This is a genomic window from Brevundimonas sp. FG8, assembly GCF_057808845.1.
Map to the genome: position 1 here is coordinate 159,006 of NZ_JBMDIU010000003.1, position 12,005 is coordinate 171,010.

General features: G+C 66.4%; 13 protein-coding genes. 4 read left to right on the plus strand and 9 right to left on the minus strand.

Going from position 1 to position 12,005, the window contains the following annotated elements:
• Positions 1-62: 62 nt before the first annotated feature.
• The 5 genes from ACODRV_RS07070 to ACODRV_RS07090 are packed head-to-tail and all read right to left on the minus strand — an operon-like array spanning position 63 to position 3,888.
• Entirely contained in the window at positions 63-761 is a 699-nt protein-coding gene (locus ACODRV_RS07070) for a fumarylacetoacetate hydrolase family protein (RefSeq protein ID WP_488907852.1), read from the minus strand.
• Positions 758-1,819 carry a gentisate 1,2-dioxygenase gene (gene gtdA / locus ACODRV_RS07075; RefSeq protein ID WP_488907853.1) on the minus strand — a complete coding sequence of 354 codons (1,062 nt, stop codon included), beginning with the start codon at positions 1,817-1,819 and terminating at the stop codon, positions 758-760. The genes ACODRV_RS07070 and gtdA overlap by 4 nt, the downstream gene beginning before the upstream one ends.
• A 1-nt stretch (position 1,820) precedes the next feature.
• On the minus strand, positions 1,821-2,144 hold the full coding sequence (locus ACODRV_RS07080) for a non-heme iron oxygenase ferredoxin subunit (protein WP_488907854.1): 324 nt from the start codon (positions 2,142-2,144) through the stop codon (positions 1,821-1,823).
• On the minus strand, positions 2,141-2,650 hold the full coding sequence (locus ACODRV_RS07085) for an aromatic-ring-hydroxylating dioxygenase subunit beta (RefSeq protein ID WP_141626565.1): 510 nt from the start codon (positions 2,648-2,650) through the stop codon (positions 2,141-2,143). The genes ACODRV_RS07080 and ACODRV_RS07085 overlap by 4 nt, the downstream gene beginning before the upstream one ends.
• Complete coding sequence (locus ACODRV_RS07090; protein ID WP_168196809.1) at positions 2,647-3,888, minus strand: aromatic ring-hydroxylating dioxygenase subunit alpha; 1,242 nt, start codon at positions 3,886-3,888, stop codon at positions 2,647-2,649. Before ACODRV_RS07090 ends, ACODRV_RS07085 begins: the two co-directional genes overlap by 4 nt.
• Positions 3,889-4,016: 128 nt before the next feature.
• Here ACODRV_RS07090 and ACODRV_RS07095 point away from each other — a divergent pair, with 128 nt between their 5' ends.
• Positions 4,017-5,207 (plus strand): NAD(P)/FAD-dependent oxidoreductase, encoded by a 1,191-nt coding sequence (locus ACODRV_RS07095; RefSeq protein ID WP_488907855.1) that lies wholly within the window; start codon positions 4,017-4,019, stop codon positions 5,205-5,207.
• On the opposite strand, the gene ACODRV_RS07100 is transcribed toward ACODRV_RS07095, so the two are convergent.
• Positions 5,204-5,980, minus strand: coding sequence for an IclR family transcriptional regulator (locus ACODRV_RS07100; RefSeq protein WP_141626563.1), 777 nt, complete (start codon positions 5,978-5,980; stop codon positions 5,204-5,206). The two genes, ACODRV_RS07095 and ACODRV_RS07100, sit on opposite strands and share 4 nt — an antisense overlap.
• Before the next feature lie 192 nt (positions 5,981-6,172).
• Here ACODRV_RS07100 and ACODRV_RS07105 point away from each other — a divergent pair, with 192 nt between their 5' ends.
• The 3 genes from ACODRV_RS07105 (at position 6,173) to ACODRV_RS07115 (ending at position 9,934) form a co-directional block, all read left to right on the plus strand.
• The gene (locus tag ACODRV_RS07105; protein ID WP_141626562.1) at positions 6,173-6,847 is read left to right on the plus strand and encodes a DUF305 domain-containing protein; all 675 of its coding nucleotides are present in this window, start codon (positions 6,173-6,175) and stop codon (positions 6,845-6,847) included.
• Between the two features lie 25 nt (positions 6,848-6,872).
• Positions 6,873-8,720, plus strand: coding sequence for an LVIVD repeat-containing protein (locus tag ACODRV_RS07110; protein ID WP_141626561.1), 1,848 nt, complete (start codon positions 6,873-6,875; stop codon positions 8,718-8,720).
• Positions 8,721-8,830: 110 nt separating this feature from the next.
• The gene (locus tag ACODRV_RS07115; protein ID WP_488907856.1) at positions 8,831-9,934 is read left to right on the plus strand and encodes a DUF2855 family protein; all 1,104 of its coding nucleotides are present in this window, start codon (positions 8,831-8,833) and stop codon (positions 9,932-9,934) included.
• A 3-nt stretch (positions 9,935-9,937) separates the two neighbouring features.
• Here the strand turns inward: ACODRV_RS07115 and ACODRV_RS07120 are convergent, their stop codons facing one another.
• From ACODRV_RS07120 to ACODRV_RS07130, 3 genes are read right to left on the minus strand one after another with little or no spacing between them, the layout of a single operon-like run.
• Positions 9,938-10,741 carry a DUF1295 domain-containing protein gene (locus ACODRV_RS07120; protein WP_488907857.1) on the minus strand — a complete coding sequence of 268 codons (804 nt, stop codon included), beginning with the start codon at positions 10,739-10,741 and terminating at the stop codon, positions 9,938-9,940.
• Complete coding sequence (gene chrR, locus ACODRV_RS07125; protein ID WP_488907858.1) at positions 10,742-11,380, minus strand: cadmium/peroxide/UV radiation responsive anti-sigma factor ChrR; 639 nt, start codon at positions 11,378-11,380, stop codon at positions 10,742-10,744.
• On the minus strand, positions 11,377-11,931 hold the full coding sequence (locus ACODRV_RS07130; protein WP_488907859.1) for a sigma-70 family RNA polymerase sigma factor: 555 nt from the start codon (positions 11,929-11,931) through the stop codon (positions 11,377-11,379). Before ACODRV_RS07130 ends, chrR begins: the two co-directional genes overlap by 4 nt.
• Positions 11,932-12,005: the final 74 nt, after the last annotated feature.

Sequence of the window (12,005 nt, forward strand, 5' to 3'; positions counted from 1 at the left end):
CGGGACGCGCGGATCTTCCCTGCCCGCTTCATCCCCGATGATGATGTTGATGGTGGTCCCGATCAGGCCGCTTTCGGCCCAACCTTGATTTCAAGCGGCGTCAGTCCGTCGATGGTGACGACGATGTCGTCGCCTTCGACCACGGCGCCCACGCCCGCGGGGGTGCCGGTGTAGATCAGGTCGCCGGGTTCCAGCTTCCACAGACGCGAAGCGAAGGCGACGATGTCATCGACCGGCCAGATCAGCTCGGCCAGATCGGCGTCCTGTCTGGTCTCGCCGTTGACGGTCAGCTTGATCGCGCCCTTGGCCGGATCGAAATCGCCCTCGCCCGCCTTGTGGATCAGGCCCAGGGGCGACGACTGCTCGACGTTCTTGCCGGTGTCCCAAGGACGGCCCTGCGCGCGAGCGTCGAGTTGCAGGTCACGACGGGTCATGTCGAGACCGGTGGCGTAGCCCCAAACGTGGTCCTTCGCGTTCTCGACGGCGATGTTCCGACCGCCCTTGCCGATGGCGACGACCAGCTCGGCCTCGTAGTGGAAATTCCCGGTCTCGGTCGGATAGGCGATCACCGTACCCGACGGCACGACGGTTTCGGCCCAGGCTGTGAAGAAGAACGGCGGTTCACGGTCCGGGTCGCGGCCCATCTCGCGGGCATGGGCGGCGTAGTTGCGACCGACGCAGATCACGCGACGAACCGGGAAATCGTCACCGGTCGTGGTCGCGGCCAGCACGGGGGCCGGGGTCTCGAACAGCAGGCTCATGCGTTTTCTTCTCTGTAGAGGTTCAGTTTTTCCTGACAGGCCTTGTCCGAGTAACCGAACAGAACCAGCTGCTCGGTCGCCTTGAAGACGACCTGTTTCCACGAGGGGACGACCAGGATTTCGCGGGGGTTGAGGGCGATGGTCTCGCCCTCGATAACGGCTTCGCCGGTTCCCTCCACGACAACGAAGATAGTGCCGTCAGTGGAGCGGCGCGGCCGGGTCTCGAAGCCCGCCGGCATCAGGCGGACGTGGGCCGAGATGGTGGCCATGATCGAGCCGCCGTTGACCGGATTCAGGAACTCCAGCGCGTGGCCCAGATGCGGGTCGATGTCGGCCCCGCTGCCAGCAAGACCGTCCAGCGCCGGACGCCAGTCGGTGTAGGGATAGTGGAACAGGGGCTGGTCGGCCGGACGGCGATCCGCCGTATGCCCCTTCAGCGGACGCATGTTGCGGCCGTAGCGATTGATGCTGTCGCCGGGCGGGACCTGTTCAGGGAACTGGTCCTCGGGATAGCCCTCGGCGAAGCTGGCGTCGAAGTGGCGCACGGTCGGGATGTCGAGACCGTCCAGCCAGATCATCGGCTTGTCCGTAGGATTGCCGTGATCGTGCCACTGGCCGCCCGGGGTCAGCACCAGATCGAACGGACGCATCACGGCCTTTTCGCCATCGACCGAGGTGTAGGCGTTCTCACCCTCGATGACGAAGCGAAGGGCGCACTGGGTGTGTTTGTGCGCCGGAGCCACCTCGCCCGGCAGGATCAATTGCAGGCCAGCGTACAGGCTGGGCGTGATGCCCGAGTGGCCCGGCAGGCCCGGGTTCTCGAGGATCAGCACCCGGCGCTCGGCCTGTCTGGCGCTGATCAGGTCGCCGGCGCGCATCAGGTATTCGCGGGCGTTGTCATACGACCATTTGTGCACCTTGGCCGGGCTGTCCGGCTTGGGCAGCACGAGGGCAGCCAGCTTCTCCCACAGCGGATAGAGGCCTTCCGGCTCCATCTGCTCGTAAAGGGCGTTCAGTTGGGCTTGCTGGTCGTTCTTCAGCGGTTCGGCATTGTGCATGTCAGCTCTCCACGCCGACGTGAAGCAGGCCGTCTTCCAGCTTCACCGGGAAGGTCTTCACAGCGATGCTGCAAGGCGCGCCGACAGCCGCGCCGGTCTTCACGTTGAACGTGCCCTGATGCAGCGGGCATTCGATCAGGTCGCCGTCCAGATAGCCGTCGGCCAGGCTGGCGGCGCCGTGGGTGCACAGGTCGGCGGTGGCGTAATATTCGCCGTCCACCGCATAGAGCGCGATCTTCAGGCCGCCGACGACGGCCTGGGCCACGCCGTATTGCTCAAGATCCGAAGGGGGCAGCGTCGGCTGCCAGGTCAGGGTGGCGGTCATGCGGGGTACACGAGACTGTTGGGGATCATTTCGGAATCGAAGACCACGATCCGCTCGACGAACCGGAGGCGGCCCTCATCCACCACCACCTTGTCGTGGCAGACGGCGGACAGGACGATGTCGGAGGTCTTGTCGATCAGGGTCTGGACCAGCAGCAGATTGTGCCGGACCTGAACGTAAGGCTTCGCATCGGGGCCCTCCCCTTCAGCCACGATGCGCGGCGCGGTCGGGAAGCGGCGGTAGTAGCGCGGGGCGTACATCTGGGTCCGCGTCAGGCCGGTGACCCGGTCCTTCAGCATCCCCCGGCTCTCGGCCTGCATGGTGCACAGCGTGTAGCCCGCCTCATAATTCTCGCGCGGGATCACCCGATAGAGGCAGTCCTCGGTGAAGAAGTCCGGCCAATCGTGCAGGCGGACGTCATCCAGGGTGGCGTAATAGTCGTCGAACAGGTCGCGGATCGCATCACGCGTGATCGCGGCGGGACGGGTCAGGGTCTCGGCGCTCACAGGCCCATCACCTTGCGCCAGTAGCGATACATGCCGCGCACGGCGGTTTCGGTGACCTGGTGATCGGTCGGCGCGATCTCGCGGCCGCCCATCTGCAGGATGAAGTGCTCGTCCGGCGAACCGCAGGCGCCCTGCTGGGTCATCTCGAGAACCTCGCCGTCATCGGCCGAGACGAAGCCGGCGGGGCCGAACAGATTGGCCTGACGCGTGCGGCGCAGGCGCATCTCCGGCGTGTCGTCGGCGTAGCACCAGTGGGTCCAGTGGAAGTCGAATCCGCCGACGCCCTTGGGGACGATCTGACGGGTGGTCAGGCTGTTCACCTGCTGCTGCAGTATCACGCTGGGGAAGATGGTGATCATCCCGACGGTCTCTTCCCCGGGGAACTCCTGCACCACGTCCATGACGCGCGGGTCTTCCAGCACCAGATCACCCTGGAAGTTGCGGATATCGGCCATGGCCTCGGTTTTTTCCTGCTCGCCCTTGCGCGAGATCAGGATGCCGTGACGGCCCTCGTCATCGATATCGACGGCGGACTTCTGGTCGGCGCGGAACAGGCCAAAGGTGGCGAAGAACACGTGCAGCAGGCCCGCGTGATACGGGTCCTTGATGTTCTCCTGCATCTGCTTCCAGTTGGCCGGAATGTGCTGACGGTTGTAGCCCAGCACCTCCAGCTTCCGGCCGTCATAGACGCGGGTGTAATGCTTCCAGAACTTCTCGCCGAGGTACTCCCGGAAGGCCGGGGTTTCGTCCGAGAAGGTCGCCCAGACAACGCCGTTGACCTCTTCGACGCGCAGCCTGTTCAGCCCATTCTGCGACAGGTCGAAGTCGGCGGGCATGCCGCCCTGACGCTTCACGCCACGACGGAACGGCACGCCCTGCAGGTCGCCGTTCAGGGCGTAGGACCACTGGTGATACGGGCAGATCAGTTCCTGCGAATGGCCGAAGCGGGCCTGGCAGAACTTCACGCCCTTGTGGGCGCAGCGGTTCTCGACGACCGAGATCTCGCCCTCGGCTGACCGGACCATGACCACCGGCTTTTCGCCCAGCGTGGTCGTCTTCCAGTCGCCGACGTTCGGCAGCTCGCACTCCAGACCCACGTACAGCCAGTGTGGCCCGTACCAGATCTTCCGGAGCTCCTCGGCGTAGGTTTCGGGGTCCGTATAGACCCAGTAGGGCACCGCGGCGTCGGCGTCGGCCGGCCACACCCTGCCCTCAGGCGGACGAACGGAAATGTTCAAGATCACGGCTCCCGGCGCAGCAATTCCATCGACGATCTGAAGTCGCCGTTGACCGCACTGATGTCGTGGTTTTTGATCTATGTCAAACGCGTTGCATATTGTGCGTCGCACACAGGGATTGAAACGACATGGACGAACGCATCGTCATTCTGGGCGCCGGACACGCGGGCGGGTCCGCAGCCATCGCTTTGCGTGATCTTGGATTTTCCGGCGAAATCAGTCTGATCGGAGAAGAAACCGATGCACCTTATGAGCGCCCTACCCTGTCGAAGGCGTTCCTCTCAGGCGCGGACCCGGAGCCGGTCTGGTTGGCGGATGATGCGCGATGGCGCGATCTCAATGTGCAATTGACGCTCGGCGTCAGCGGGATCGCCATCGACCTGGAAAGCCGCTCCGTCACCCTATCGAACGGCTCATCAGCTCCCTATGACCGGCTCATCCTCGCGACCGGCGGGCGAGTGCGTCGTCTGGACACGCCGGACCATCCGCGCATCCACTATCTGCGCACCGCCGACGACGCCCGCGCGTTGGCGAAGGCCGCGAAACCGGGCGCACGCGCCGTCATCGTCGGCGGTGGCGTCATCGGCCTGGAAACCGCGTCGACCCTGGTTGATCTGGGCCTGACGGCGATGGTTCTGGAGGCCGGGGATCGTTTGCTGGGCCGCAACATTCCGGGAGAAGCCGCCGGCTGGCTGGCGTCGGCTCACGCCAGAATCGGTGTGGATGTGCGTCTGGGCCGCTCGGTGCGCGCCATCGAGCACCGCGCGAACGGCCTCAAGATTCAGCTGGACGGCGGCGAGACGCTGGAGGCCGACCTGATGGTGGTCGGCATCGGCATCATTCCCTGTGCGGAGCTGGCCGAGGCGTCGGGCCTGCCGACCGCGGGTGGCGTGCTGGTCGATTCGAGATATCGCTCGCTCGGCGATGAACGGGTGTTCGCCATCGGCGATCTGGCGGCGCGCACCTGGGGAGACGAGCCGAACCCGCGACGGATGGAGACCTGGGCCCACGCCCAGACTTCGGCGCGCGCAGCGGCTCTGGCCATCCTCGGCCTGCCCGCCGAGCCCGAGCCGGCGCCGTGGTTCTGGACCGCCCAGTGTGGCCACATGCTGCAGATCGTCGGCGATCCGGGCGCGGGCGACACCGTCATCGCGCGCGGCGACGGCGTCCGGCTGTATGTGCGCGATGACGTGCTGGTCGGCGCCGTCTGTCTGGACCAACCCCGCGACTTCGGCGCCGCCAAGCGGCTGATCGGCAAGGCGCTGGTCGCGGACCGGGCGAGCGATCCGGCGACCGATCTGCGCAAGGCCGCCGCCTAGACGACCGGGCGGCGACCGCCGATGGCGGCCGTGATCTCATCACAGACGGCGATCAGGCGCTCACGCACCTGATCGTCGCGGTCGGGCCGGAAAGCGTCGGTGGCGAGCACCGTCGCGGTCAGCGTGACCTCCGCCTGCAGGTCGAAGATCGGTACAGCTGTCGCGCGCAGGCCCGGGATCAGGGTGCCGCTGACGCCGGAATAGCCGTCGGCCCGCACCCGCTCGCGGATGGCCTCGACATCCACGGGGGTCAGCCCCCGGTCCTCGGCGGTCTCCCGTTCGATCATGTGCCGCGTATGGCTGTCGGGGCGGAACGCAAGGTACAGGTGCCCCGTCGCCGAACGTAAAAGCGGCAGGGGCGACCCGACCATCAGCGAGGTCGAGATCGGCGGTGAGCCCATCACCCAGCGCACGACGATCGGACCGCTGGGACCCAGCGACGCCATCTGCACTGTGCGACCGGTCTCGTGGACGAAGTCGGTGATGCGCTGGTTCGCCTCCTGAAAGGCGTCGATGCGGCTGAGCGCGCCGAGTCCCAGACGCAAGGCCGCCGGGCCGAGATCGTAACGCCCGCTGCCCGCGTCCTGACGCGCCATTCCGGCCGCGCACAGGCTGGCCAGATAGCGGTGCGCCTGCGACGGCGACAGATCAGAGGCGGCGGCGATGGTCCCGAGCGCCTGTGGTTCCTCATAGGAGGCCAGAGCATCGAGCACGCGCAGGCCGATGCCGACCGACTGGATGCCCGCGCGGCGCTTGGTCGTCTCGCTGGTCATGTCGGGCCTCCCGATGACACGCCGGGCGCCGGCGCTGATTCAACTCGCGGCAACCTAGCACCAGAGCATCGCGCGGGTGAAAGTCCGGAACGTTCGATCAGCCTTGCTTCCTTTTAATACTCGCGCGCTTGCGTCGATCCGAAAACGCCCCCTAGTCTGGACGCCTTCGATGTCGCGGCTGGGGAGTAGCGTTTGTCGTATCTGGCCGGACTGATTGCGACCGCGGCGCTTCTGGCGCCGCAGAGCGCCCCTCCGATCTTTCAGCCGGGGGCGCCCGGACAGCCGTCGCGCGTCATCACCGCCGATCAGGCCCTGGCTCTGGCCCGGACCAGCTACACCGCCGAAGACGTGCAGTTCATGCAGCATATGATCGTCCATCACGCCCAGGCGGTGGAGATGGTCGCGCTGCTGGAGACCCAGGGCGAAAACAGCCGGGTCAAGCTGCTGGGCCGCCGGATCGCCCTGTCGCAGGAGGCCGAGATGGAGCTGATGCGCAGTTGGCTGATCGCGCGCGATCAATCGACCGAAATGCAGACGGACCACTCCGGTCACGGGATGGGCCATGGAAGCATGGATCACTCGGCACACGCCGGTCACGCCATGGCGCCGTCCGAAACTCCCCTGATGCCGGGCATGCTGTCCCCCGCCCAGATGGCGCGGCTGGCGGCGGCGCGGGGCAACGCGTTCGACCGGCTGTTCCTGACCGGCATGATCCAGCACCACCAAGGGGCCATCGACATGGTCGCCGACCTGCTGGAACACCCCGACGCGGGTCGCGACACCCTGCTGTCGGACTTCACCAATTCCGTGGTGGCGGACCAGTCCACCGAAATCCTGCGCATGCAGTCCCTGCTTTCCGATCTCTGATCTCCTTTCACCTGAAAGACCGGCCATGACCATCCGCAAGACCCTGCTGTCCTCAGTCGCCGTTCTCGGCATGCTTCTGGGCGCCAGCGCCGCGGCCGCCCAGCAGTCCTCCGGCCCCGGCGACGCCCAGAGGATCACGGCCGACGCCCGCAGCGCCCTGTCGGCCGGCCTGAACGACGCCGGTATCGCGACATCGGGAATGGTGCTGGAGCACACGCTCGGCAAACCGGAGGGCTTCGTCGATCCCGAGATCGGCTTCTCGCCCCCGACCAGCCAGGCCGAAGGTCAGGCGCTGATGACCCGCGCGCGCGGCAATCCGAACTTCAGCGTTCTGGGCATGGCGAACACCGACATGGCCCTGTCGAACGGCAAGCTGTTCGTCGGCAACTTCAACGGCTTCAACGCCTATGACATCAGCAGCGGCGGTGCACCGCAACTGGTCATGTCCGTGGTCTGTCCAGGCGGTCAGGGCGACGTGTCCGTGCACGGCAACCTGCTGTTCATGTCGGTCGAGGAAGGCCGCGGCCAGCTGGACTGCAGCACCGCGACCTCCAGTGAAGAGGTCAATCCCACCCGCTTCCGCGGCGTTCGCATCTTCGACATCAGCAATCTGAACGCTCCGCGTCAGATCGCGGCGATCCAGACCTGCCGTGGCTCGCACACCCACACGCTGGTCCCGCATCCGACCGACTCCAACATCCTGTATGTCTACGGTCAGGGCACCTCGAGCGTCCGCAAGACCGACGAGCTGTCGATCTGCACGGACGGGCAGCCGGACTCGAACCCCGAGACCGCCCTGTTCTCCATCGACGTGATCAAGGTCGACCTGACGCACCCGCAGGACGCCGCCATCGTCAACCGTCCGCGCATCTTCGCCGACGCCACCACGGGCCGGGTCGCGGGCCTGTGGCGCGGGGGCCGGGCCGGGGTCGCCAGCCAGAATACCGCCCAGACCAACCAGTGCCACGACATCACCGTCTATCCGGCCATCGGACTGGCCGGCGGCGCGTGCAGCGGCAACGGCATCCTGCTGGACATCTCGGACCCCGAACATCCGGCGCGCGTGTCGGACATCTTCGATCCGGACATGGCCTACTGGCACTCGGCCACCTTCAACAACGCCGGCACCTCGGTCGTCTTCACCGATGAATGGGGCGGCGGCATCGGCGCGCGGTGCCGGGCCGAAGACCCGGCCACCTGGGGCGCCAACATGGTCGCCACGATCGAGAACCGCACCCTGACGGGCCGCAGCTTCCACAAGCTGCCTTCGGCCCAAGGCGCGACCGAGAACTGCGTGGCTCACAACGGCAACATCATCCCGGTCCCGGGCCGCGACCTGATGGTTCAGTCCTGGTATCAGGGCGGCGTGTCGGTCATGGACTTCTCGGACCCGACCAAGCCGACCGAAATCGCCTATTTCGACCGTGGCCCGATCAGCGCCGAGCGCCTGTACGTCGGCGGATCGTGGTCAGCCTACTGGCTGAACGGCCGGATCTACTCCAGCGAGATCGCGCGTGGTCTGGACGTCCTGCGTCTGGTTCCGAACGAGAACCTGTCGGCGGCCGAGATCGCGGCGGCCGAGGCCATCATGGCCGAGGAGATCAACCCGCAACTGCAAACCCGCATCAGCTGGTCGGACACCCCGGACGTGGCCCAGTCCTATCTGGATCAATTGGCCCGCGGGAACGCGCTGGAAGCTGATGTCGCGACCCAAGCCGGCGCGGTGGTGACCGGCTGGCGCGGCGGACGCGTGGACAAGCGCTCGGCCAGCCGTCTGGCCGCCACCCTGCGCGCGGCCGCCGAAAAGGCCCAGCCGGTTCAGCGCGGCCGTATGAACGCACTGGCCGACCTGTTCGGCCGCATCTCGGCCTGATGTCAGGATGGGGCGGTTCGCACCGGCGGCCGCCCCGATCCTTCTCCTGCGTCAACCGCCGTTCCTGTTAGTCTGACGCGAAACAGACCAGACAAACGGGACGAGCCGCCATGACCGATGCGAACCACCGCCTGATGACGCGCAAGGCGGATATCGGCGACACGCTGAACACGGCGATCCCGGATCAGGGCGAACTGGTCGAGGGCGAGGTCCTGCTGGCGCTGGACCGCTTCTCCCTGACCACCAACAACATCACCTACGCGGCCTATGGCGACGCCATCGGCTACTGGAAGGTCTTTCCGACAGGACGCGACGACTATGGCCTGATGCCCGTCTGGGGTTTCGCCGATGTCGCCGCCTCTCGCGCTGAGGGCGTCGAGGTCGGGGCGCGGGTCTTCGGGTACTTCCCGATGGCGGACACCCTGCTGGTCCAGGCCGAAAAGGTGTCGCGCGGCGGCTTCGCCGACGCCTCGCCGTGGCGCAAGGCGGTGCCGGACATCTACAATCGCTATGTCCTGTGCGCCGCCGACCGCCACTATGATCCGGCTCTGGAGAACAGCGAGGCGATCTTCCGCCCCCTGTTTGTGACCTCCTACACCGCCGTCGACTTCCTGCGGGACGCCCGCTTCTTCGGCGCGAAGCGGATCGTGGTGTCCAGCGCCTCATCCAAGACCGCCTACGGCGCCGCCTGGTGTCTGGAGCAGGACGACATCGAGGTGGTGGCCATGACCGGAGCGCGGAACCACGCCTTCGTTGAAAGCCTCGGCGCCTATGACGCCGTACACGAGTATGATGCGTTGGAGAGCCTGAGCGCCGATGTCCCGACCCTCTATCTCGATCTGGCGGGAGACCCGGCGTTGCGGCGGCGAGTGCATGCCCATTTCGGCCGACACCTGACCTATGACTGTCTGGTCGGCTCGACCCGGAGCGACGGCTTCACCCTCGACGATCCCGAACTGGTCGGACCCAAGCCGGTCTTCTTCTTCGCCGCCACCTGTCTGGATCAGCATCGCGAGCGCGGGACGCTACATGCGTTCTACGAGCGCTTCCTGGCGGATCAGAAGACCTTCTTCGCGCGCGTTATCGAGCCGACTTCGCCATGGATCAGCATTGTTGAGCATCAGGGTCTGGAGGCCGCCGCCAAGGTCGTGCGGGCGCTGGCCGACGGCGTGTCGGACCCGGCTGAAGGCGCTGTCGTGCGGATTAACCGCTGACCGTCAGTCCTTCTTCGGCGGACGCGGGAAGAAAATGCTGGTCCGGGCGGCATAGACGGCGAAGGCCTCTGGCCGGGTCTTCTTCATGTGCGCCTCCAGTGGGGGCACACCGGAAACGCGGGTCAGCAGCCAGTAGATGTAGACCGGCCCGGTCAGGGCCAGCCAGCCCCATGGCCACTGGCCGCCGAAGCTGATCGCCATCACCGGCCAGGCGCACCAGCCCAGCCACTCGAAGAAATAGTTCGGGTGGCGCGACCACGCCCAAAGGCCGGTGTCGCAAATCTTGCCCCTGTTGGCGGGGTTGGCCTTGAAGACGGCCAACTGGCGGTCCGCTGCGGCCTCGCCCCACAGGGCGCCCAGCATGATGGCGACGCCCAGCAGGTCCATGACCGTCGGTCCCGGCGTCGGATTTCGCGCGGCAACGAGCAGGCTGACGACCAGAAACGCGCCCGCCCCCGCCTGCAGCATCAGGAAGCCGAACAACAGCGGCTGGGCCTTCTTGCCCCACTGGCGCTTCAGCCCCTCATAGCGTTCGTCCGGCGCCCCCTTAAGCGCCCGCTCGACCAGATGGCCGCCCAGACGCAGGCTCCACAGGGCGATCAGCCCCGCCACCGCGCCTTGTCGGAAATGAAGTTCACCGGCGCTGAGCGGCCACAGGGCGACCAGAAGGCCGGCCAGGCCAACCCCGAACGTCCAGACCGCATCGACCCACGCCCCCTGCCCCGTCCGCCACTGGACCAGCCAAGCGACGGACATCAACACCACAAGCAGAAGCGCCGACGCGCCCCAGAGCAAAATTTCCGGCATCTACAATCGTACAAAAGGCTGGATGAGACGACCGAACCAGCCGTCCAGGATGATCTGGCCGTCAAGGGCCGCTACGCAGAGGCAAGGCTCATCCGAGATCACACGCGGCTGATGGAGGGTTTCTCCATCAGCTTCCTCGAAGTCACCGGCGAAATAAGACTGATTCTCGGTCGCATACGCCCCTGAAATAACGCAGGTCAGTTCAACCCCGCCGTGCGTATGCTTCGGCGTAGCCTGACCAGGGGCGATCCGCAGCAGGATGACGCGCGTATCGCCGTCGCGTGGCGCGTGCACGTCCCGAACCTCGACGCCGCCACCCAACCTGCGCCAGCGCCCCAACGGATAGCGGCGCAGAGGCTCCGGCAGCTCCGGCATGTCGTTCAGCGGCGGCTCGGCCACCACCTCGCCGGTGTCGGAGCCGACTCGGGCGAGCGCCCGGCTCAGGGCGTCGGGCTGCATCGCTGTCGGCTCAAGGTCTTCCAGAATGGCGCCGCCGACGCCCTGCAACTGACGCACCCAGGCGTCGGCGTCCGGCCGCATGGCCAGACAGGTGGAGACGACCACCGCCTCGGGCGGGCTGAGCGTGCCCGCGGCATAGGCCAGCAGGCGCTCTTCAGACGGAGACGGACGCGCGTTCATCGACCGCCCTCCTGTTCCAGCATGACGCGTAGTTTCAGCATGGCCTTTCGGATTCTGGATTTTACGGTCCCCAGCGGCAGACACAGCCGCTCGGCGATCGCGGAATGAGGTTCATCGAGGAAAAAGGACAGGTGCAGCACCTGCGCCTGTTCAGGGTTCAGGGACGCTATCGCCTGCCGGATACGCGCCGCATCCTGCCGCTCTTCCAGCAGGTCATCCGGGCGCTCTGGATCGAGCGGCGGCGGGGCCAGGTCGATAAGCGGAGCTCTCGCATCCTTTCGCAGGGCGTCCAGCCGGCGATTACGGGCGATAGTGAAAATCCAGGTCGAGGCGCGCGCCATGCGCGGATCGAACAGGTCCGCCTTGCGCCAGACGGTCAGCATGGCTTCCTGCGCGAACTCTTCCGCCGCCGCCTCGGCCGCCCCGCCACGAATCAGCCAGGCTTTCAGGCGCGGAGCGAAATGCTGGAATAGCTGAGCGAAGGCATCACGGTCCCGCGTCTGCGCCACCGCCACGATCAACCGGTCAAAATCTTCCACGGCGTCAGCCACGCGCGCCGCGCGGACGGTTTGAGGGCCGGAGATCGTCACGGAGCCATGCATGCAACATCATACGTGTTGTGCCC